General features: G+C 68.3%; 19 protein-coding genes. 4 read left to right on the forward strand and 15 right to left on the reverse strand.

All coding sequences use genetic code 11. From position 1 onward, the window contains the following. Positions 1-103: 103 nt before the first annotated feature. The 6 genes from DZC73_RS20685 to msrA all read right to left on the reverse strand — a co-directional run bounded on the left by DZC73_RS20685 (position 104) and on the right by msrA (position 5,837). Positions 104-802 (reverse strand): DUF2894 domain-containing protein, encoded by a 699-nt coding sequence (locus DZC73_RS20685; RefSeq protein ID WP_124542276.1) that lies wholly within the window; start codon positions 800-802, stop codon positions 104-106. After that, positions 799-1,452 carry an OmpA family protein gene (locus tag DZC73_RS20690; RefSeq protein WP_124542277.1) on the reverse strand — a complete coding sequence of 218 codons (654 nt, stop codon included), beginning with the start codon at positions 1,450-1,452 and terminating at the stop codon, positions 799-801. The genes DZC73_RS20685 and DZC73_RS20690 overlap by 4 nt, the downstream gene beginning before the upstream one ends. Next, complete coding sequence (locus tag DZC73_RS20695; protein ID WP_124542278.1) at positions 1,449-3,434, reverse strand: DUF802 domain-containing protein; 1,986 nt, start codon at positions 3,432-3,434, stop codon at positions 1,449-1,451. Before DZC73_RS20695 ends, DZC73_RS20690 begins: the two co-directional genes overlap by 4 nt. Further along, on the reverse strand, positions 3,431-4,093 hold the full coding sequence (locus DZC73_RS20700) for a DUF3348 family protein (RefSeq protein ID WP_124542279.1): 663 nt from the start codon (positions 4,091-4,093) through the stop codon (positions 3,431-3,433). The genes DZC73_RS20695 and DZC73_RS20700 overlap by 4 nt, the downstream gene beginning before the upstream one ends. A 68-nt stretch (positions 4,094-4,161) precedes the next feature. Beyond that, on the reverse strand, positions 4,162-5,004 hold the full coding sequence (locus DZC73_RS20705; RefSeq protein ID WP_124542280.1) for a metallophosphoesterase: 843 nt from the start codon (positions 5,002-5,004) through the stop codon (positions 4,162-4,164). A gap of 107 nt (positions 5,005-5,111) precedes the next feature. Further along, positions 5,112-5,837: a peptide-methionine (S)-S-oxide reductase MsrA gene (msrA, locus tag DZC73_RS20710; RefSeq protein WP_124542281.1), complete on the reverse strand. Its 726-nt coding sequence runs from the start codon at positions 5,835-5,837 to the stop codon at positions 5,112-5,114. A 272-nt stretch (positions 5,838-6,109) separates the two neighbouring features. Between msrA and DZC73_RS20715 the strand changes: the two genes are divergently transcribed. Continuing rightward, positions 6,110-6,667 carry a hypothetical protein gene (locus tag DZC73_RS20715; RefSeq protein ID WP_124542282.1) on the forward strand — a complete coding sequence of 186 codons (558 nt, stop codon included), beginning with the start codon at positions 6,110-6,112 and terminating at the stop codon, positions 6,665-6,667. A 28-nt stretch (positions 6,668-6,695) separates the two neighbouring features. Here DZC73_RS20715 and rbsD read toward each other — a convergent pair whose 3' ends face one another. Genes rbsD through DZC73_RS20745 form a run of 6 tightly spaced genes read right to left on the reverse strand, consistent with a single transcriptional unit; the run spans position 6,696 to position 12,532 of the window. After that, on the reverse strand, positions 6,696-7,091 hold the full coding sequence (gene rbsD, locus DZC73_RS20720) for a D-ribose pyranase (protein ID WP_124542283.1): 396 nt from the start codon (positions 7,089-7,091) through the stop codon (positions 6,696-6,698). Further along, the gene (rbsK, locus tag DZC73_RS20725) at positions 7,088-8,008 is read right to left on the reverse strand and encodes a ribokinase (RefSeq protein WP_268879055.1); all 921 of its coding nucleotides are present in this window, start codon (positions 8,006-8,008) and stop codon (positions 7,088-7,090) included. The genes rbsD and rbsK overlap by 4 nt, the downstream gene beginning before the upstream one ends. Then, positions 8,005-9,006 (reverse strand): LacI family DNA-binding transcriptional regulator, encoded by a 1,002-nt coding sequence (locus DZC73_RS20730; protein WP_124542284.1) that lies wholly within the window; start codon positions 9,004-9,006, stop codon positions 8,005-8,007. Before DZC73_RS20730 ends, rbsK begins: the two co-directional genes overlap by 4 nt. After that, a complete protein-coding gene (locus DZC73_RS20735) occupies positions 9,003-10,001 on the reverse strand; it encodes an ABC transporter permease (protein WP_124542285.1) in 999 nt (332 codons plus the stop codon). The genes DZC73_RS20730 and DZC73_RS20735 overlap by 4 nt, the downstream gene beginning before the upstream one ends. A gap of 10 nt (positions 10,002-10,011) precedes the next feature. Continuing rightward, positions 10,012-11,559, reverse strand: coding sequence for a sugar ABC transporter ATP-binding protein (locus tag DZC73_RS20740; RefSeq protein WP_124542286.1), 1,548 nt, complete (start codon positions 11,557-11,559; stop codon positions 10,012-10,014). Between the two features lie 10 nt (positions 11,560-11,569). Beyond that, on the reverse strand, positions 11,570-12,532 hold the full coding sequence (locus DZC73_RS20745) for a sugar ABC transporter substrate-binding protein (RefSeq protein ID WP_124542287.1): 963 nt from the start codon (positions 12,530-12,532) through the stop codon (positions 11,570-11,572). Positions 12,533-12,811: 279 nt separating this feature from the next. Between DZC73_RS20745 and DZC73_RS20750 the strand changes: the two genes are divergently transcribed. Together DZC73_RS20750 and DZC73_RS20755 are read left to right on the forward strand one after the other, a co-directional pair. After that, positions 12,812-14,221, forward strand: coding sequence for a hypothetical protein (locus DZC73_RS20750; protein ID WP_124542288.1), 1,410 nt, complete (start codon positions 12,812-12,814; stop codon positions 14,219-14,221). Then, on the forward strand, positions 14,218-14,661 hold the full coding sequence (locus tag DZC73_RS20755) for a type III secretion system chaperone family protein (RefSeq protein ID WP_124542289.1): 444 nt from the start codon (positions 14,218-14,220) through the stop codon (positions 14,659-14,661). Before DZC73_RS20750 ends, DZC73_RS20755 begins: the two co-directional genes overlap by 4 nt. A 22-nt stretch (positions 14,662-14,683) precedes the next feature. On the opposite strand, the gene DZC73_RS20760 is transcribed toward DZC73_RS20755, so the two are convergent. Continuing rightward, on the reverse strand, positions 14,684-15,199 hold the full coding sequence (locus tag DZC73_RS20760; protein ID WP_124542290.1) for a hypothetical protein: 516 nt from the start codon (positions 15,197-15,199) through the stop codon (positions 14,684-14,686). Between the two features lie 262 nt (positions 15,200-15,461). Here DZC73_RS20760 and DZC73_RS20765 point away from each other — a divergent pair, with 262 nt between their 5' ends. Continuing rightward, positions 15,462-17,552 carry a winged helix-turn-helix domain-containing protein gene (locus DZC73_RS20765; protein WP_161974678.1) on the forward strand — a complete coding sequence of 697 codons (2,091 nt, stop codon included), beginning with the start codon at positions 15,462-15,464 and terminating at the stop codon, positions 17,550-17,552. A 41-nt stretch (positions 17,553-17,593) separates the two neighbouring features. Here the strand turns inward: DZC73_RS20765 and DZC73_RS20770 are convergent, their stop codons facing one another. Continuing rightward, a complete protein-coding gene (locus tag DZC73_RS20770) occupies positions 17,594-18,271 on the reverse strand; it encodes a response regulator transcription factor (protein WP_124542292.1) in 678 nt (225 codons plus the stop codon). Between the two features lie 164 nt (positions 18,272-18,435). Then, entirely contained in the window at positions 18,436-20,919 is a 2,484-nt protein-coding gene (locus tag DZC73_RS20775) for a hypothetical protein (protein WP_198414913.1), read from the reverse strand. Positions 20,920-20,949 lie beyond the last annotated feature (30 nt).

Below are 20,949 nucleotides of genomic sequence, written 5' to 3' on the forward strand. Positions count from 1 at the left end.
GCTGGATGAAGGCTTCAGCGTACGCAGGGCGTGGCCGCATGGGAACTGACACGTCGGCATATCCAAATGCGGAATCGAGACGGCGCGCGCCGCCATGCGGGGCTCAGCCCTTGCGCGTCCCGCGCGTGACCGCCTTTGCTTTGCCCGCCGGATGGGCTGCGGGCCTGGGCGACAGGTCACCGCCGCCGCTGGCCTGCTCCAGCCGCAGCAGCGTGTCCACATGCGACATGAAGGCGTCGAGGTACTCCGGCGACAGGTCTCGCATGGCTTGTAGCGCCCGGTTCACGAGGTGCGAGGTGTTCAAGGGCCCTGCCCCCGCAGGCACCCGGGCCAGCGCTTCGCGCAGGCGGGTCTCGACCCGCAGACGCGACCACGTGCCCCTGTGTTCCTCGATGGCCTTGAGCGGACGCGGGCTGGCAGCAATCGGCGCGGCGGCTGGTCGGGCCGTACCTTGTTTCGCACCGGATTTCGCGGCCGGGATCGTCGGCGCCGCGGGCATGGTGGAGCGGCCGAGCTGATCAACCAGCGCCGACAAGCTGGCCAATGCGCTGGGCCGTGTCGCGATGCCATTGGTCGCGGTGGAACACCGCCGGCTCGCTGCGCGCGCATCGATCTGATGCAGACGTTCGTCGAGGCGTTGGATCAGCAACCGCCGGGCCTCGCCCTGCAATGCCGCAGCCCGGCGCGCCAAGGCCTCGGCGATGCCCAAGCCCACCGCATCAGCCTGGGCTCCTCCGCGCAGACGACAGGCCTCGACCGAGGCGATCGGGTCGGTTGGCGGCTCCTGCGCAGCGGCATTCATTTCTTCGCGGCACCCGCCGCCTTCGGGCGCGGCGTGGGCGCCATCTCCACCCGCCGATTGAGCGCGCGGCCTGCGGCATCGGCATTCGATGCCACCGGCTGCTGCGAACCAAACGCCGCGGCGAACACCGCTGGCGACGGCACACCGTCTTCGATCAGCGCCCGCGTCACGGTCAACGCGCGTTGCGCGGACAGCTCCCAGTTGTCGGCGAACTTCGCGTGGCTGCTGTCGCGCACCTGCCGGTCATCGGTGAAGCCGCTGACCATCAGCACCTCGTCGCGTGACACGAGATAGGCGGCCAGCGGCCCGGCCAGGCTCTTGAGCAACTGCCGGCCCTCGGGCTGCAGCTCGGCAGAGTTGAACGCGAAGAGCACGCTGCCGCTGATGCCGATGCGGCCGTTGGCCAGGGTGACGCGGCCGGCCGCCAGTGGAATGGCCAGCGCCCGTTCCAGTTCGGCACGCCGCTGCGCCTCGGCCTCGCGCTGCCTCACCTCGGACTTCAGCCGCTCGGACAGGTCCAGCTGCATGCCCATCGCGCACACCAGGATGAGCACGAAAGCGCCCAGCAGCCCGGCCATGAGATCGCCGAACACCGCCCACACGGGCGTGGACGCTTCCAGGCCGTCGTCGAGTTCCTCGTGGGCCGTCATGCCGCCGCGGCCTCCGAGGGTGCGTTGGCTGCGGCCGATGAACTCGCCAGTTGCTGCAGGTCTTCCACGATCTGCTTTTGCGAACCCAGCGTCAGGTCGATGAGTTCGCGCGCCTGGGCCACGTAGTAGGCCAGTTGCTCATCGCTGCGCGCCATCGACTGGCTGAGTGCGGACTCGATGCGCTGCAGTTGCGTCGACAACTGTTCGCTCGTCTGGCTGAAGAGCTGCACCGCCACGCCGAAGCCCTCGCCCAGGCTGGCCACCTCGGCGGCGCTGCCCGTCACCTGCGCGGCCACCGTCTCCAGCGTGCGCGACTCGGCGTCGACGGTCTCGGCAAAGCGCTGGCCCACGCGGTCCAGCACGTCGGTGGTCGAGTTCACCAGCGCATCGATGGAGGCACGCTGCTCGGTGCTGGCGTGGTTCACCGCATCGAGCAGGCTGCCCAGGGTGGACATCAGGCGATTGCGCTCGTCCAGTGCCGCGTTGTCGCGCACCAGGCTGTCGCTGAGCGCGCCGCGCAGCTCGCCGATCACTTCGGCTGCCGCACGCGGCGCTTCGGAGGCGGACTGCACCAGCCGCGAAATCTCGCCGATGGTCGCTCGTGCATGGGCTTCGGCTTGCGATGTGATGGCCTGTGCCGTCTGCTCCAGCGTCGCGCAGATCTGCTGCTGGCGCTCGGCCATCGCGGAGCCGTTCTCTTCGGCCTGGCTGCGCAGCGTCCGGGTCATCGAGGCCATGCCGTCATGGAACGCGGCCATGCGCGCCTGCTCGCGTTGGGTGGCGGCGGCATCCCACGCGGCGTGCGCATCGGCGACGCTGCGCAGCAGTGCCGCGGCGTGCTGCTCGAAGCCCGCGGCCATGCCATCCAGCAGCGCGGCTGAACGCTGCTCGAAGGTCTTCGTGAAGTGGTCTAGTCCACCATGAAGACCCTGGGTCACCGATTCGATGTGGCGCTGCTGGCCGGCCAGGGCCGACTGCCATTGGTCGGCCAACGTGGCCGTCATCGTGTCCAGGCGCGTGGTCACGCCGTCGAGCTGCTGCTGCACGGCGCCCGTCAGCGTGTCGCGAAGGGTCCCGGCTTCGTGCGCGAGGCCGGCCATGGTGGCCTTCACCGCGGGTTCGATGGCCGAACCCGCCAGGCGTGCGCTCTCGGTCAGGGTGGCCTTGAGCGATTGGCCGACCGATTCGGCGAGGTCCGAATAGGCACGCTGCGCCTCGCCTTGGAACTGCGTCTGGCTGGCCAGCATGCGCTCGTGCAGGGCCTGCCCCTGGCGCTCGACCTGCACGACCAGGCCCTGCAGCTGGGTGACCAGCGCGGGCATCATCTCTGCCTGCATGCGCATCAACCGAAGGGACTCCTCGCGCTGATGCATCTGCGAGAAGCCCCGCAGCGTGGTGGCGATGCGTGCATCCAGTTGCTGCTGCGCACGCTGCCGCTCGCGACGTGCCAGGGCCGACATCAGGCCCAGCATCGCCGAAGCCGCCACGCCGGCCACCGAGGTGCCGAAGGCCAGGCCGAGGCCTTTGACCGGGGCGACGATCGACGCGCGAATCGCTTCCACGTCGTTGGCGCCTTCCAGCGCGAGGCCCGTGCCCTTGAGCGTCACCACCATGCCGAGGAAGGTGCCCAGCATGCCCAGCAGCACCAGCAGGCCGGCCAGGTAAGGCGTGAGCGCCGGGCCCGGCAGAGCGACACGTTCGCCTTCGACGCGCAGGCGCACGGCGTGCTGCAGGCTCGAATGCAGCGGAGCCAGCCAGGGGCCCAGCTCCGCCGGCGTGTCCTTGGCCGATGCCACCACGCCCACCAGGCTGTCCGTCGCCTTCTGGAACCGGTGCAACTCCAGCGCGCCCATCACGAAGAACACGCCGATGAGCAGCACCAGCGTCAGCGCCAACGGATTGCCCGGAATGTAGCCCGCGCCCACCCAGCCCAAGGCAAGCAGCCCCGCCGCGAAGGCGGTGTGGTGGAGTGATCGATTCATGTCGGTCGGTGTGTGAGAAGCGTGTCCAGCAGGCCCTGGGCCGGCAGCAGCCGGTGCGCCAGTTCGGCCCGCAGGACGCGGTGCATGTCTTGGTGGAAGGCGTCCTGCCAGCGGGTGTCGTCGCCGGCGGCGCGTTGCAGTCGTTCGAAGTGCGCCTGCAGCCGCAGGGAGACGAGGCCCAGCAGGCCGCGCTCCTGCGCGGCAAGGGCCTGGTCCATCACGGCATCGATGGCCGCCAGCCGCGCCAATGCGGCCGAACGCCGCGACAGCGCATCGCGCAGGCGCTGCCGCAATGCGCCGATGGCGTCGCTCATCGCCTGCTGCTGGGCGAGGCAATGGCGTTGGCAGGGGCCGAAGTCGGTGGAGCTCGATGCGCTCTCACGCGGACCGGCGGCGATGGACGCCTCCAGGGCCGCGCGAACGCGCTGGAAGTCCGCCTCCTCGTGGCCCATGCCGCGCGAGCGGCCCGAAGCCGATGCAGCAGCCGGGCCGGCGTCCAGCGCAGAGGACAACGAGATGGTGTCGGTCCAGCTGAGCCAATGGGCCAGGCGCTCGGCCAGGACCGGGCGGGCATCGGCTGGGGGTCCGTCCGCAAGGCGGGCCAGGAGGCGGGTGAGCTCCGAACCGGCGAAGCCCGGGCTGGGGGACCCGTGCAGCATGGAAGCCAGTCGAAGAATCCGTTAAAGGGGGTGGAGTTTACCTCTCATGGAGGGGCGTGCCGTCAGGGTCACCCCGGCTGCGTGTCAGCCTGTCGATTTGTGCTCGTGTCGATGATGAATCCGGGGTCGAATTCGCTGTTTTCGAAGGTGCCGTCCTTCAGGCGGTAGCCGCGCGGGTTGCTCACGACACGGGTGCGGCCACGCCGGTAGTCGAGGCTGACATGGGTGTGTCCATGGACCCAAAGCACGGGAACCTCAAAGAACGGGTATGGCAGGTCGCTCACGAACGAAGGTGTCAGCCAATCGTCGGCCCACCTTGGCGCAACGGATTCCCGCGAAGGTGCGTGGTGCGTGACCACGACCGTTTCACCGGCAAAAGGCTCGCGCAGCTTGCTCAGCAGCCAATCGCGTTCCCGCCAGTGAAGGGCCAGCGTGTCAGTTGGCGTCAAACGCCGGCGTGGCTTGCCCTGCCCTTGGAAGTCGATCACTCGATAGTCGTTCATGGCGCGTGATGCGTTCTCCATCGCTCGCTGCTGGTCAGACGTCGGCCCGTCTGCGGTGGCGATGGGAAGCTTGAAATCAGTCCAGAGCGTGCAGCCGATGACGCGAACGCGCCCGCCATCCAGGAGCACTTCGCCAGGGTCAAGAACATGCACATTGGGCATGGCGACTTCTTGCAGGAGGCGACGTTGCTCTTGCAACGCGCCTCCGTAGAACTCGTGATTGCCTGGCACGACGATGATGGGTTTGCTGTGATCTGACCACGCCGTACGGCTGATCCATTCCAGCAGTTCCGCTGCACCGGGCAGGATGTCTCCCGCCAGCACGATGGCGTCGTGTTCAGCCGCATGAGCGCATGGCACGAAGGGAGCAAATTCCAGGTGCAGATCGCTCAGGATGAGGAATCGCATGAGGCAGGTGGGTCAGGCCAGTGCGATCAAGGATACATGGCGACCGATGTTTTGCATCGAGACGATACGATCACACCAACCGCGTGTTTTCTGAACAGCAAGCTCAACTATCTGGCCGATCCCACCAGCACCGGCGTCGCCCGATACACCGCAGGAAACACACGCTTCAGGTTGTCGATCTTCGGCAGATCGTTGACCACGATGTACGGGTGGCCCGGGTTGATCGTCAGGAAATCCTGGTGGTAGGCCTCGGCCGGATAGAAGGCCTTGAGCGGTTCGATGGTCGTGGCCAGCTTCTTGCCGAAGGTGTTCGCCCGATTGATCTGTTCGATGTAGCTGCGCGCCACGCGAGCCTGTTCAGCATCGGCCGGAAAGACCGTGGAGCGGTACTGCGTGCCGGTGTCCGGGCCTTGCCGATTGAGTTCGGTGGGGTCGTGGGCCACGGAAAAATAGATCTGCAGCAGCCGGCCGTAGCTGATGGCCTTCGGATCGTAGACAACGCGTACCGATTCGGCATGCCCCGTCCTGCCGGAGCTGACCTGCTGGTAGGTGGCGGTGTCGGCACTGCCTCCGGCGTAGCCCGACGTGGCGCTCTTGACACCCGCCACGTGCTGGAAAACGCCCTGCACTCCCCAGAAGCAGCCGCCTGCGAACACGGCCGTCTGCGCCCCGGCGGCTGCAGGCGTGGGCAGGTCGACGACGGGCGGCGGAACGGCCACCGCCGCCTCGACCGCATGCACGGGGGAGGCGCTGCCAAGCACGACCGCCAGGATGACTGGTCCGAGCGCACGAAAACAGAGGGCGGTGCCGTTGAAGTTGGTGTCAGTGTCCATGCTCATGCTGTCGGTTAGGCTCACCCAGTTCTTACAGTGGCCAGCGGGATCATCGAAGGCTCGGCCCACCGATGACGGCGACATCACCAATGCATCAGTCGCTGACCTTCACCCCATCATGGTAGGCCGGCCCTCCCCCAACCGTAAGCCACCGAGTCTTGCGAGAGAATGGACGCCCTTCAGCGCACTTCCTTCCCATGCGACACCTCGTACAACTGCTTGCCCTCACGTCCGCGCTCGCCTGGTCCGCGCACGCCGTGGCCGCGCCACCGGTGGGCACGGTGGACCAGATCCTTCAAGGCATCTCAGGCACGTTCGAGACGCAGTGCAAGCAGTCGACGCCGGCCATGCAGTCGAGGATGGCGGCCCTCGAAGCCAAGGGCGACAAGCTGGCGGCTTTCCAGATGCAGCAAGCCGAGCAAAACCTCTGCCACTGCCTCCCTGATCGCATGAAGGCCTTGCGCCAGCGCCTGAAGCCCGCTCAATTGAACGAGAAGATGACCGAGGCGGAATTCATCACCCGTTATGGCCGAGAGACCTTGGATCAATGCACGGCGGCCATGGCCCGCGCGCCCTATGGCGAAGGATGCGCCGCCCGCATGCCGGAGAAGCCCGGCTTGGACGCTCCCAAATATTGCGCTTGCATGGCCGAACAGCTGAAGGCCGTCCCGGACAACGAACTGACGCAGATCGGGCTCGACTCGGCCGCCTACGTGCCCAGGCTTGCAGAAGCGAAGAAGACAGGACAGCCCGCACCGCCAATGCCCGCCGCGCTGAAGCACTTCACGCAGATCAACCAGTCGTGCGGCGGGCCGTCGATGACGCAGTAGTGCCTCGGCGCAGCCCGGGTGGTCTCGGTCAGAACACCACGCCTGCGAACAGCATCACGTTGGCATACGGCGTGAACTCGCCGGTTCGGACGATGGCGCGCGCCGTGCGGCAACGCTGCTTGAAGATGTCGTGAGGCACCGCCGACAAGGCCACCCCGGGCAATGACTGCTGCAGCAGCTCGGCCACCTGCGGACTGCGCTCCAGTGCCTCGGCCGCATGCTCGGCACGCTCGACCTGCATCTCGCTGAGGATGACTTTCAGCACCTGCTCGAACGACGGCACACCGCGCGTCAAGGCAAGGTCGATCACCGGTATGCCAGGCGGAACCGGCAAGCCAGCATCGGCGATGACGAGCGCATCCCCGTGCCCGAGCGTGGCGATGAGCCGCGAGAGTTCGCCGTGCAGAAGCGGCGCTTTCTTCATCGCGCCGACTCGCATTCGTCGCGCGTGGGCATGGATGCCATCGCGCCGTGACGGGCCACGCTCAAGGCTGCAGCACGTTGCGCAAAGGCGGCGGCTGAGTCGGTGCCCTGGCCTTCCTGCAGAGCCACGGCGAAGGCACCGATGAAGGTGTCGCCGGCACCAGTGGTGTCGACGGCCTTCGCGGCAGGTGCTGCCCGCAAGCGGACACCGTCGGGGTCCGCCAGGCAGATGCCGTCTTCACCGAGCGTGACGATCACGGTGTCCGGGCCCTGCGCTTTCAGCGCCAACGCCAGGGCCGTCGGTTCACGCGGTGCGTCCGCCCCAACCAGCAGCGCTGCCTCGGACTCGTTGGGCACGAGGATGTCGACCTCGGCCAGCAAGGCCGGCGGCAAGGTTTGCGCAGGCGCCGGGTTGAGCAGCACCAGCACGCCATGCCGCCGGGCGATGCCGATGGCATGCCGCACGGCGTCGAGCGGACTTTCGAGCTGGCACACCAGCAGCGAAGCACCCGCGATGGCCGCCGCCGCGTCATCGACCTGCGCGAGGTCGAGGCATGCATTCGCACCCGCCGCCAGCGCGATGCTGTTCTGCCCTGACTGCTCCACGAGGATCATCGCCACGCCGGTGGGTACGTCGGCGCGCGTGCGCAGGTGCGTCGTGCCCACGCCTTCACGCTCCAGCGCCGTGCGCGCCTCGGTGCCGAAGGCATCGTCACCCACGCAGCCGATGAACTCCACCCTGCCGCCCAGGCGCGCGGCGGCCACCGCCTGGTTCGCGCCCTTGCCGCCGGGCGCGGTGCGGAAATCCTCGCCATGCACGGTCTCGCCGGGTTGCGGAAGGCGGGCGCAGCGCAGCATCAGGTCGGCATTCACGCTGCCGAGCACGACGATGGGACGCTTGATCGCTTTTTCGCTCACGCCGCCTCCACCCGCGCCGTCGATCGGCGAATCACGAGGCTGGGCCGCAGGATCTCGCGCTGCAACGCACGCTCCGGCTTGGCGATGCGCTGCATCAGCATGCGCGCCGCCAGCTCGCCGGTCTGGTGCTTCGGCTGCGCGATCGTGGTCAGCGGCGGATTGCTGTAGGCCGCCAGCGCGATGTCGTCGAAGCCGATCACCGACAGGTCCTGCGGCACGCGCAGCCCGGCATCAGACGCAGCACAGATGGCGCCGATGGCCATCAGGTCGTTCGATGCAAAGACGGCGCTCGGCCGATGCTGGAGCAGCGAGCGCATCGCCTCATGTCCGCCTTCGGCCGTGAAGGCGCCACTGGCCACCAGCGTGTCATCGCACGCGAGGCCGGACGCTTCGAGCGCGCTGCGCCAGCCCTGCACCCGCTGCCGTGCCGGCGACAGCTCGATCGGCCCCGCGATGCATGCAATGCGCCGATGCCCCAGGCTGACCAGATGCTCCACCGCCACGCGTGCCCCGCCCTCGTGGTCCACCTCCACCAGGTCGGCGGCCAGGTCGTCGATCTCGCGGTCCACCAGCACCTGCGGCATGGTCGCGCTGCGCAGCGTGTCCAGCAGCTCCGGGTCGCCGCCGGAGCTGAGCACGATCAACCCGTCCACCTGTTTCTCGCTGAGCACGCGCACGTAGGCGGCCTGCTTGTGCGGGTCATCGTCGGAGTTGCACAGGATGACGTTGAAGCCTGCGGCAAAGCAGGTGTCCTCGATGCCGCGGATGATCTCCGCGAAGTACGGGTTCGAGTTGTTGGGAATCATCATGCCCACCGTGTGGGTGCGGCTGCTCTTGAGGCTGCGGGCCACGGCGCTGGGCACGTAGTTCAACGCCTCGATGGCAGCGCGCACGCGGGCCTGTGCGTCCTCGCTGACGAAGCGGGTGCCGTTGATGACGTGCGAGACCGTCGTCACCGAGACCTGCGCATGCTGTGCGACGTCGCGGATGGTGATCATGCGGTGGCCGCGAGTGCCAGCCGCGCCCGGTAGGCGTCGAGCACGACCGCGAGGATGATGACGAAGCCGGTGACCATCTGGCGCAGGAAGTCGCTCATGCCGATGAGTATCAGGCCATTGGCCAGCACGCCGATGATGCACGCGCCCAGCAGCGTACCGACGATGGAGCCGCGGCCACCCGACAGGCTGGTGCCGCCGATGATGACCGCCGCGATCGCATTGAGCTCGAAGCCGATGCCCAGGATGGGGCTCGCGATGTTCAGCCGCGTCATGTAGATGACCGCGCCCACGCCCACCGCCGCGCCCGCGATGACGAAGGCCGCGATCTTGATGCGCCGCGTGGCATGCCCCGCCAGCCGTACCGCCTCCTCGTTGTTGCCGATGGCGTAGATGAGCCGGCCGAACACGGTGCGGTTCAGCACGAACCAGCCCAGCCCCACCAGCGCCAGCGCGACGAGGAAGATGGCCGGCAGGCCGAGGAAGCTGGCGCTGCCGAAGTTGTTGAAGGCGTCCGGTAGTTCGTAAATGGTTCGCGCCTGCGTCCATTGCAGCGCCGCGCCGCGGGCGATGTTCAGCATGCCGAGCGTGACGATGAACGACGGAATGCTCCAGAAGGCCGAGACTGCGCCGTTGAGAAAGCCGCAGACCGCGCCCACGGCAATGCTCGCGGCCAGCGCCAGCAGCACGGCCGGCCCCGTGTCCAGCCCCTCGATCTTCATCACCGTGCCGGCGATGACGGCGCACAGCGCCATCACCGAGCCCACCGACAGGTCGATGCCGCCGATGAGGATCACGAAGGTCATGCCCACCGCGAGGATCACGTTGATGGAGATCTGCGTGAAGATGTTGGTGATGTTGGCCGAGGTGAGGAAGATGGGCGAGAGCATCGCGAACACGCCCACCAGCACCAGCAGCGCCACGCCGATGCCGGCCTCGCGCAGCACGGTGCGCGCGCCGCGGGCCAGGTTCGTGGAAGACGCAGGAAGCGGGTTCATTCGCGCGGTGTCAAGCGACGGCTGCATCGTGGTTGGCCTTGAGGTATTCACTGTAAGCGAGGACCAGGATGGCTTCCTCGTCGAAGCGCTCGCGCGCCACCTCGCCGGCGAGCACGCCCTTGCTCAGCACGAGCAGGCGGTCGCACACGTTCATGAGTTCGCGCAAGTCGGACGAGACGACGAGCACCGCCATGCCCTCGGCCGCCATGCGCTTCAGAAGGTTGTGGATCTCGGCCTTGGCGCCCACGTCCACGCCGCGGGTGGGCTCGTCCAGCAGCAGCACCTGCGGCTCGCGCAGCAGCCACTTGGCGAGCACGACCTTCTGCTGGTTGCCGCCTGAGAGTTCGCGCACCGGCTGCTGCACCGAGGCCAGGCGGATCTGGAGCCGCTGGCGGGCCGCTTCGGCCGCGGCGTCTTCGCGACCGCCTTGCATCAGGCCGCCGCGCGACACGGCGGCCAGGCGTGCCAGGCTCACGTTGGCGCGGATGGGCATGGGCAGCACCAGGCCTTCGTCCTTGCGGTTCTCGGTGACGAGGCAGATGCCGTGTGCCAGCGCGTCACGCGGCGAACGGATGTGCACCGGCTGGCCGTCGCGCAGGACGCGGCCGCCCGCGGCGCGATCGGCACCGAAGATGGCACGCACGGTCTCCGTGCGGCCTGATCCGACGAGGCCCGCAAGGCCGACGATCTCGCCGTAGCGAAGCTCGAAGTCCAGGCCCGGGGCGTGGGGCTGGCGCGTGTTGCGCAAGCCCTCGACACGCAAGGCCGGCCCGCGGGAGCGATCGATGCGGCGCAGCGCCTCGGCGCTGTCGTAGGGCGTCTCGGACTCGATGCTGCGGCCGACCATCAGCCGCACCAGATCGTCCGTGCTCGTCGCCTGCATCGAACGGGTCTCGACGCGTCTGCCATTGCGCAGCACGGTCACGCGGTCGCACACCTCGAACAACTCCTGCAGGTGATGCGACACGAACAGCACCGTGACACCCTGGCCCCGCAGCTCGCGCATGAGCGCCAGCAGGCGGTCGGTCTCGCGCGGCGTGAGCGTGGCAGTGGGTTCGTCCAGGATGAGCAGCCGGCTGCGGCCCGACAGCGCCTTGGCGATTTCGAGGAGCTGCCGCTGCGCCATGCCCAGCGTGCCCGCACGCCTCGTGGGCGGCAGGTCATCCAGGCCGACGAGCGACAGCAACTCTTTCGCGCGACGCACCATCGCCGCCTTGTCCACCAGCCCGAAGCGATTGCGCGGCAGGGCTTCGAACAGCAGGTTCTCGGCCACCGACAGCTCGTCGAGCATGTGCAGCTCCTGGTGCACCACGCGGATGCCCGCACGCATCGCATCCTGCGGCGACTGCGGCGCGTAGGCCGAGCCAGCAAGCCGCATCTGTCCCGCATCGGGCCGGTCGGCACCGCACAGGATCTTGATGAGGCTGGACTTGCCCGCCCCGTTCTCGCCGGCCAGCGCGTGAATCTCTCCCGCCTCCAGCGAGAGATCGACGCTGTCGAGCGCCAGCACGCCGGGGAAGCGGCGCGTGATGCCTTGCAGCTCGAGCAGCGTCGTCATGCCAATCGCCTTACTTGACGTTCTTGGCCGTCACCAGTTCGATGGGCGTCTTCACCCAGCCCTTCAGCGGCTGGCCTGCCTTGCGCGACTTGATGCCTTGGTCGATCGCATTGGCCGCCATGTCGGTGCCGAACTGGTCCACCGTGGCGAGCACCTTGCCGCTCTTGACCAGCGGGCGAATGGCGGGGATGTTGTCGAAGCCCACCACCTTGATCTGCCCCGCCTTGCCGGCTGCATCGATGGCCTTGGCCACGCCCAGCGCCATCGAGTCGTTGGCGGCCATCACGCCCTTGATGTCGGGGTTGGCGGTCAGGATGTTGGTGAACACGGCGTTGGCTTCTTCCGTCTCCCAGTGCGCGGTCTGCGAGGCGACGATGTTCAGCTTGCCGGCCTTGGCTGCGTCCTCGAAGCCCAGCTTGCGCTGCAAGGCGTTGTCCGCGCCGGGGTTGCCTTCGATGATCACGACCTTGGCGCCCGGGCCGAGCGCACGGGCCAGCTCATCGCCTGCCAGCTTCGCGCCGGCGCGGTTGTCGGGCCCCACGAAGGCGAGGTCGATGCCTGCCTTCTTCTGCGCGGCCGGGTCCAGCGCCACGTCGAAGTTCACCACCGTGATGCCGGCCTTCAGCGCGCGCGCCACGGGCGCCACCATGGCGCGGCTGTCGGCCGGCGCGATCACGATCACGTCGTACTTCTGGGTGATGAAGTTCTCCACCGCCGCGGTCTGCGCATCGAAGTCGGTCTCCGACTGCATGCCCACCGCCTTGAGCTCGAAGTCGCCACGCTTCTTCTCGTAGGCGACGGCGCCTTCGGTCATGTTCTTGAAGAACTCGTTGGCCAGCGACTTCATCACCAGCCCGACGCGCGGCTTGGTGTCGGCAAAGGCCGAGGTCACGGACAACGGCGACGCCACCAGGACTGCACAGGCTGCTGCGAACGCCGCCTGGCGGCGGGTGAAAGGGAAATGAAGGGCCATGAGAGATGTCTCCTCTTTTGAGTGCCGCAACGGGGCGAGCCCGGGTCCACGAACTCGGCGGCCGTGTCGCGCAAACGTTTGCGCGAACGTTTGCTATTGGAGCGTCGAGGGCGATTCCAGGTCAATCTAGGGATTACGCGGACTTGCCAGAAAACGACCAGGCACGAAGCCATGAATGCGCACACGAAGCGCCAGCGGCCGATGCGCCATGCCGGTGCCCGCCGTCACGGAAGTGTCATCGCGGGTCCGGATAGTGGCCCACAACAGGACCCACCCCACATGCCGAAAGATCCCGTCCTCCCGCGCACTTCCTCCGACCTGCAGTTGCACCACACCGGCACCGCCGCGGTGCCATCGGGCGAACCCTCCGAGCCGAGACAGCCCGAGACCGCTCGGCGCAGCAGTTCCATCCACAGCCGCTCGCTGCACAGCCAATTCGATGGCGGCGCACTAACGCCTCGCTCGTCACGGTCGCAAGCCATCGGGGCCGTTGTCGCCGAGACGTCGGCACCTGAAGCGTCGGCCCCCGGCTCGCCAATCCAGCGCCTCGCGCCGCGTCGCAGCCCGCCGGGCCGGCCGAGCGGGGCGGACTTCGAGATGCAGCGCGATGGCCCGAGGCCGGCAGGCACGCTGGAGTACTTCGCGATGCAGAACCTGCGGCATGCGGGTCCGGTGGCCGGCGTGCGCACCGTCACCCAAGGCCTCGCGGCCCCGGCGCTGGCGCGGCTGGTGCAGTCCGATCCGCGCGCGGCCCTGGGCGTGCAGCTCGCGGTGTCGATCACGGCGGCCTTGCGCCGGGGTGCGGCCCAGTGGCACAGCGAGTCGCAGGTGGATGTCGCGAACCAGGCATTCGCCGGCGATTCCGCGCACGGCTCCTCCGTGGCACGCCGCGCATGGCAGGCCGCGCAGACGGTGATGACCACCGGCGGCGACGCCGCGGCAACCGCCCTCACCGGCCTGTCCATCGCGCATCCGGCGCTCACTGTCCCGGCGCAGGCCATGGCCAGCATTCAGCTGCGTGCGCACATGCTGTCGATGCTGCGGGAGTTCCTGCGCCCCACCATCAACACGGTGCAGGTCGGCAACCACGGCCCACACGCGACGTGGCCCGCGGAGGGCCGCAACTTGCGCCTCGACGACATCGGCGCGCTCGCTCGCCTGGGCTTTGGCACCGCCGCCGGGGCGCTCGAGTTCGGCGCGCAAGTCGGCATGCAGCTGGTGCTGGCCCGTCAACCGGCCTGGAACGCCGCGACCGGCTGGGCCGCCTTGGCGGGCCTGATCGCCGGGGCCGCCAACATGCTGACGTCCTCGGTGGAAGATCATCTCATCGACACTGCGGTCGCCCGCAGCATGCAGCGGTCCGACCCGACCCACGTGCCGCATGTGCATTTCGAGTCGCGCAACCCGCTCACCCGGCGCGAGCTCGGACGGCAGTTCGAACGGGTGGATGCGCGCGTGCTCAACCAGATGCTGCCGGCGATGCTGGCCGCGGCCGTGATGCAGGGCCTGCAGCCGCTGATGCAGCGCCATCAGGTCGGCACCGTGGGGCAGGTGCTGGCCCAGGCCGCCGTCAACGCCCTCATGACCGGGCTCGTCCTCGGCCTCCTTCTGGCCAAGACGGTCCAGACCTATCAGCTCAACGATGCGCTGCGAGAGCACCGCACACGTCCGCAGGACACCCCGACATGAACGGCACGACTTCCAACTCCAACGCCGACATTCTCGACATCGGTGCCGACGCACGCCGTTGGCTGGAATCCGTCGCCCGCCATGCCGGAATGGACGCCAACGCCGCACGAGATGCGGTGGCAGCGGGAGGTTTTCAGCTGGACGGCGTGCCGCTGAACTGGGCAGCGCCGCTGCAGGGGCCGAAGGGCAGCCTCAAGCTGCAGGCCCTGGCGGCCGCCGTGCCCCAGGGTGAGAGCGCAACGGCGATGTTCGAAGCCTTGTTGCATGCACAGTGGCTGCTGCATGGTCCGGGCATGCCGGTGCTCGGATTCGACCCGGCCACGCGGCAGGTGGTGCTCATGCAATGCGTGGATCCTGCTCGCCAGCCACCCGACGAGGGACGCGCCGTGCTGGAAGGATTGAAGGCCATGGCACAAGAGGTGTCGCGCGCGCTGGGCTGAAGCAAGCGCGCAGGGTGCGGCTTCATCTCGGGGCGCGCTTCAGGTGTGCATGCTGCCGCCTCAAGAGTTCTGCTCCCCAGCCCAGCGCCAGCGCTATCACGCCCACGCCCAGCAGGTAGACCATCTGCCCCAGCCCATGGGCCCGCTTCAGCAAGCCCACGGACCTCAGCAGGTAGATCCAGTCGTGCCCGCCCTCTTCTCCCGTAGCGCCCGACAGCAGGATCAACTGAGGATCGAGCGCGTCGTACACATACGGCGCCAGGTCCAGCAGCGACACGCCCAGCAGCCACAGACCGATGGATGCGCCGAAGGGATCGCGGTTCTTCCACAGCAGCGCAGCGCCCATCACCACCGGCATCAGGCATTGCATGAGGCTGCCACCGAACACCGTCATCCATTCGCCGAAGGGCATGAAGATCACGTGGCCAGCTTCGTGAAAGATGAGCAACGGCCTGTGCAAGAAGGAGCCGGCCATCTCGCCGGTACGGTAGTCGAGCCGGATCAGTACCAAGCCCCACACCGCGAAAGCAGCCAGCAAGCCTGCACGCGTACGGAATGACAGCTCATTGAAATGTTCGGGTGCTGCCCGCATGCGCTTCAGTGTAGGTGCGGCTCCCCCCGGTTGCGGGGGACTGTCCGTGCAAAAATGGAAAAGTATCGATTCAATGCAAAGAAGTATTCAAGCGTTGGATTCGTCCCCATATTCTGATTCAAGCGTCGATCTGGAATCGCTTCCAGGCAAACTCGGCAATCTCAGTTCACATTCCCCCGGCAGACGACCTTCAACCAGGGACTCACCCGTGACCACTGACGCCCGCTATGTGTTCGACGACGTGGAGCTGCGCGCCAGCGAGCGCCGCCTGCTCATCGGCGGCCAGGTCGCCAACATCGGGTCGCGTGCCTTCAACCTGCTGCTGATGCTCGTCACCCATCGCGACCGGCTGGTCACCAAGGACGAGCTGATCGAGGCGGTGTGGCCCAACGTCGTGGTGGACCAGAACAACCTGGTGGTGCAGATCGCCAGCCTGCGCAAGCTGCTGGGCAACCAGGCCATCGTCACCATCCCGGGACGCGGCTACAAGTTCTCGGTGCCCGGCGTGCAGGTGCTGCGCGCACATGAGCTGCCGCGCCGCGACCAGCCCCTTGCGGCACCCTTGCGCCATGCACCGCTCTTGGGGCGCCGCGAGGAAGTGCGCCGGGTCGGTGAACTGCTGCGCATGCACCGCGTGGTCACGCTCACCGGTGCCAGCGGCATCGGCAAGACGCGCCTGGCTCAGCACCTGTGCGAAGAGCTGTCGCCCGCGTTCCGCGACGGCAGTGCATGGGTCGAGCTCGCCAGCGCCAGCGATGGCCGATTGGTCATCGACGCCCTCGCCCGCGCCTTGAACCTGGACCTGCGCGCCGCCGACCCGCTGCCCGGGCTGATGCATGCGATGCAGAACCGGCGCATGCTGATGGTGATCGACAACGTCGAGGCGGTGGCCGACGACGTCGCCCGCGTGGTGCACGCGCTGTGCGAGTCTGCCCCGGGCGTGCGCTTCCTGCTCACGAGCCAGGTGCCGCTGCGCATCACGCAGGAGAAAGAGCTGCGGCTGGGCCCCTTGTCCGTACCCACGCACGTGCTGCCGGTGGCCGAGGCGCTGCAGCACGGCGCGGTGGCGCTGTTCGCCGACCGTGCCCAGGCCATGGACCACCGTTTCGCGCTGGACGATGCCAACGTGGGTACCGTCATCGGCATCTGCCGGCGGCTGGACGGCATCGCGCTGGCCATCGAGATGGCCGCATCGCGCGTGAGCCTGCTGGGCGTGGACGAGTTGGCGCAGGCGCTGGAACAGCGGCTGGACCTGCTGCTGAGCACGCGCAAGGACGTGCCCGAACGCCACCAGACGCTGCGCCGTGCGCTCGACTGGAGCCATGGCCTGCTGGCGGAGACGGAACGGCTGGCCCTGCGCCGCCTGTCGGTGTTCACCGGCAGCTTCTCGCTGGACGCCGCGCTGGACGTGCTCACCGGCGATGAATCCGCCACGCCCGAGAGCGCCCGATGGGATGGCCTGGACGCGCTCACCGAACTGGTGGACCGCTCGCTGGTGATCGTCGAGCCCGGCGAGCCGCCGCGCTACCGGCTGTACGAATCGACGCGCCAGTTCGCCGCCGAGCAGCTCGCTGCTTCTGGCGAAGAAGAGAGCTGCCGCCGCCGGCATGCGCTGGCCATGCGCCGCATCGTCCTCGCCCTGTTCGACCAGCGCCTGCGCGACTGGGACCACGCGCATGCCGGCGTGGCCCTGGAGCTCGACAACGCACGCGAGGCCTTGTCGTGGGCGCTGCGCGCGGACCCGCTCACCGCCGTCATGCTGGCGCCGCCCATCAGCTGGGGGCTGGTCACCTCGTCGACGGCCGCGCTGGACATCTGGCGCGCCACCGAAGCCTTGCTGAGCGACGACATGCCCTTGCACGTGCGCGCCCAGTGGGCGGGCAGCGCGAGCATCTTCCGCCTGCCCTGCTGGCTGCCCCGCCGCGTCGAATGGGCGCGGACCGCCATCGACCTGTGGCGAGGCACGGGTGAAAGCCAAGGACTGCAGCTGGCGCTGCTGAACGCCTCGCGGCTGCTGGCGCAGGACGATCCCGCCCAGTGCCGCGACTGGCTGGCCGAGGCCGATGCGCTCAACGCGCCCGGCATGGCCCCGGGCCTGCGCGCCATGCGTGCCGACGTGGAAGCGCAGGCCGCGCTGGATGCCGGCGACACCGGCGCCGCCATCGCGGCCTTCGAGCAGGCGCTGCGCGCTGCCGCGGCTTCGCACAACAGCTTCATCATGCAGTTGTTGTCGCGCGAGCTGGCCCGTGCGCGGATGGTGCAGGCCACCAGCCAACCGGACCATCGCGAAGCCGCTTGAGTCACGAAGCGGCCTGAAGGCCGCGGCCCCCAGGCACAGCCTCAGGCACACACGAGCCGGTACCCGCGCCCGTACACGCTGCGCAGCGACACCGCCTGGCCCACGCACAGGCGCAGCTTGCGGCGCAGCTGGTAGATGTGCTGCTCGATGGAGCGGCCCACCAGGTCTTCTTCCAGCGCCCAGGCCCGCGCCAGCGCGCGCCGCGACACCAGCGTGCCCGGCGCCTGGAACAGGTGGCGCGCCAATGCGGCCTCGCGGCTGGTGAGCGCCACGTGCGCCCGTTCAGACACGAGCCGACGCAGCCGCACGTCCAGCGTGCAGGGGCCGCAGGCCAGCGGGCCGACAGAATCGGCCGGACGCACGCGCCGCAAGGCCGCCTGCATGCGTGCGACCAGCTCGCCCATGCGCCAGGGCAGCGCCACGAACTCGTCGGCGCCAGCATCCAGCGCGACGGACGCGGACTCGACGCGCGCGCCCGCGCCGACGATGGCGCACTCGGTGCCGGCCTCCTCGCGCAGCAAGGCCATCACGCTGCGCCAGTCCTCGTCGCGGCCGTCGACATCGACGACGACCAGCGAGGCGCCGGCCTCGCGCTGCAGCGAACGCACAAGCGGCGTGAGCGCATCGAAGCACAGCGTGGCGAAGCCTGCGGCCTCCAGCAGTTCGCACGCCTGCTGGCGCGCGCCACGATCGGCAATGAAGACGGATGCTCGTTCCAAAGGTCGGTCCCTCCACCCGGCAAACCGCAACTGCCGTGCCATGGCACTGCGGCCGCGTTGCCCGGGGGGAGGCATCGGCTCCGTCTCAGGAACGCGAATCCGCAGGCGCTTCGCGTGGAGTCCCTGAGAACGGAACCTTTCACGGAGCTGTCAGGCCCTTGTGCTCACGCGCGGTTGATCGCATCCGTGTTGTCGCCCGGCGCCGAGGTCGAAGGCTCTCCCGCGGTATCGTCCTGGCTCCGGCCACGACGGCGCAGACCCTCGGCCCCCAGGCCCTCGGCGAGTTCGCTGTTGACCATCCGGCGACCGCTGGTGAGCACCTCGTCCGCACCCGCCAAGGCCGAGGACGTGTGGGCGTTGGCACGGAACTGGGTCCACGGCGCGGTGTTGCCGCGTCCGAAGGTCGCCATGCCCGTCGGCTTCGGCTGGCCTTCGCGGAAGTTGTTCTTCGCGTTGATCGCCGCGTACTGCGTTTGCGCACCGGCGAACGAAGCCGCCAGGTTGTAGAAGCCGAGAAAGCCGACCACCGCGTTGGGCACATGGCCGGCGCCGCCGCAGATGCCTGCCGCGAGCTTGTTGACGATCGACGGCGTGAACTGGCCGGCCAGCCCGAACATCGACACGTCGGTGGAGACCTTCTGCGTCCACTGGGCCTTGAGCTCGCCCTCCTTCGCGTACTTCACCTTCGTCATGTTCTCGAACACATGCTTCCCGCCGCTGGTGACGCAGTTGTTGAAGGCCTCGCGCACTTCGCGGTTCGGCAGGCCGCTCAGGAAGTTCGGGTTCCCGTCACGGATGCCTTGGGTCACCGCAGCGAGGTCGGCCGTCATCGCCTTGTAGCGATCGATCTTGTTACGCAACGCCGGCGGGTTGATTCCCGAGGTGTCTTCCGGCAGGGCGTTGAGCGCATGACCGGCATCGCGGAGTTCCGCGCCCAGCACCTTCTGCCGCTGCTTCAGATTCTCCTGGGTCGACTTGACCATGTACTCCGCCACCGACGTGAAGATGCCGCGCAGCTTGGTCTCGTCGACATCGCGGGCCGGGTCCATCTCCTCGCCGGCCAGGTAGCGTCGCTTGCCCTCTGGCGTGAACGCGTCGTAGAAGGCGATGGCCGCCTTGACGTTGAACTCCTGCTTGTTGCGTTCGTCCAGGCCGGCCATGGGCGACTGCACCAGCGAGGTCGCGGCCGCCCAGCCCGTTCCGATGGCCGCGCTCGCGTACTTGTTGAGCCCCTCCAGGTGGCTGGGCCGGTGGACCGCGTGATTGATGTGCTGGGGCATCTCGTCCGGCTTCAGCCCCGAAAGCGCAGTGGTGAGCGTGCCGCCCGACGCACGCAGCGTGCGCGGGATGCGCTGCCAGCTGTTGCCTTCGGCCTGGCGCAGGTTCGAGAACTCGGCCTTCAGCGTGGTCTCGCGCTGATCCATCATGCTCGGGCGGTTCCCTGCTTCCTCGTCGGCGGCGTCGCTGAAGGCCCTCAGCACCTCCTGGGTCTGCGGCGCGGAGTTCTCCAGCGCCTGCTGGACACCATCAAGGGCCTCGCGCATGGCGGTCATGTGCGCATCGCTCACCTCCGCCAGGAAGCGCTGGAGCGTGGCCGGCGTGTCGAGGTCCTTGGGATTGGCGATGCCCGTGGCGGTCAAGGCGGCCTGCACCGCCTGGTCAAAGGCGGAGATCGCTGTGCGGGCCCGGTCGTCCATGCCCTCGAGCGTCAACGCGGCCGCGTCCAACCAGACCTCGTCGTTGACCTCGCCCTTGGCCAACACGGTCGGCGCGTTGCGCCCGCGGATGCTGTCGCACAGCGATACGATAGCCGGCTGGATGCCGCCTGCCATGAACGGCTTGGCGAGCGCGAAGGCGAGCGCGCTGCCGAAGCCGGCCCACGGCCCGTGGATGGTGCCGATGAAGCTTGATGCGCCGAAAGTCAGCATGCTCGGCAACGCGGTGCTGATCGGGTTGGGCAGCCCCGAGCGGAAGCTCGCCTTCAACAGGTTGTCCATGTCGCCGCGATGCATCCCCGAGGCGTAGCCCGCGAGGCGGATCGCGTCGTTGTCCATCCGGTCGGTCATTGTCTTGGCCGAGACGTTCTCGTGGCCCTCGTCGACGTGGCGCTCGTCGTGCACCCGGTAGGCCTGGCAAAGCTGCAGGTAGACGTCGGCATGCACCGGCCGGTTCTTGGCGGCCAGGAAGTCGGCCTGCAAGCCTGCCAGGGTGGTCGGCTTGTGCGACATCACGGTCGCCGCGGCGGGGATTGTCGCCGCAGCCGCGGAGACCTGCTGCAGGCGCTCGATGGTGAGCTCGGCGCCGGTCCGTTCCACATCGGGGGCCGCGGTCGTCGCGACGGTCAGCGCGCCTTGGGCTTGCGCGCCGCTTCCCATCTCGAGATCGCCACCGGTCGCCGGCATCCTGCCGGCCGCGGTCGAACTGCTCGATGGGGGCAGCGTGTTCTCGCGGCGCGGCACCAGGCCCGACGAAGCCGGCGGGCGCCTGCGCCGGGTCGTCGACCGGGTCAGGCCGGAAGAATCCTGTTGTTCCAGGGTCCGCGGGTCTTGCACCACGTTGGGCGTCGAAACCGAGCCTTGTGACCGCTGTGAGTGCTGCAAGTCGGTCGGTTGATTGCTTCGTTGCGTGTTGTCGGTGCGATGGACCATGGAATGTCTCCAATCGGGGGATGAATGCCC

The sequence above is a fragment of the Rhizobacter terrae genome, assembly GCF_003852895.1.
Classification (GTDB): Bacteria; Pseudomonadota; Gammaproteobacteria; order Burkholderiales; family Burkholderiaceae_C; genus Albitalea; species Albitalea terrae.

Bases quoted from the DNA above. Each gene is read 5' to 3' on its own strand.
- DZC73_RS20685 (WP_124542276.1), bottom strand. From the start codon at position 802: ATGAATGCCGCTGCGCAGGAGCCGCCAACCGACCCGATCGCCTCGGTC.
- DZC73_RS20690 (WP_124542277.1), bottom strand. From the start codon at position 1,452: ATGACGGCCCACGAGGAACTCGACGACGGCCTGGAAGCGTCCACGCCC.
- DZC73_RS20695 (WP_124542278.1), bottom strand. From the start codon at position 3,434: ATGAATCGATCACTCCACCACACCGCCTTCGCGGCGGGGCTGCTTGCC.
- DZC73_RS20700 (WP_124542279.1), bottom strand. From the start codon at position 4,093: ATGCTGCACGGGTCCCCCAGCCCGGGCTTCGCCGGTTCGGAGCTCACC.
- DZC73_RS20705 (WP_124542280.1), bottom strand. From the start codon at position 5,004: ATGCGATTCCTCATCCTGAGCGATCTGCACCTGGAATTTGCTCCCTTC.
- msrA (WP_124542281.1), bottom strand. From the start codon at position 5,837: ATGGACACTGACACCAACTTCAACGGCACCGCCCTCTGTTTTCGTGCG.
- rbsD (WP_124542283.1), bottom strand. From the start codon at position 7,091: ATGAAGAAAGCGCCGCTTCTGCACGGCGAACTCTCGCGGCTCATCGCC.
- DZC73_RS20730 (WP_124542284.1), bottom strand. From the start codon at position 9,006: ATGATCACCATCCGCGACGTCGCACAGCATGCGCAGGTCTCGGTGACG.
- DZC73_RS20735 (WP_124542285.1), bottom strand. From the start codon at position 10,001: ATGAACCCGCTTCCTGCGTCTTCCACGAACCTGGCCCGCGGCGCGCGC.
- DZC73_RS20740 (WP_124542286.1), bottom strand. From the start codon at position 11,559: ATGACGACGCTGCTCGAGCTGCAAGGCATCACGCGCCGCTTCCCCGGC.
- DZC73_RS20745 (WP_124542287.1), bottom strand. From the start codon at position 12,532: ATGGCCCTTCATTTCCCTTTCACCCGCCGCCAGGCGGCGTTCGCAGCA.
- DZC73_RS20750 (WP_124542288.1), top strand. From the start codon at position 12,812: ATGCCGAAAGATCCCGTCCTCCCGCGCACTTCCTCCGACCTGCAGTTG.
- DZC73_RS20755 (WP_124542289.1), top strand. From the start codon at position 14,218: ATGAACGGCACGACTTCCAACTCCAACGCCGACATTCTCGACATCGGT.
- DZC73_RS20775 (WP_198414913.1), bottom strand. From the start codon at position 20,919: ATGGTCCATCGCACCGACAACACGCAACGAAGCAATCAACCGACCGAC.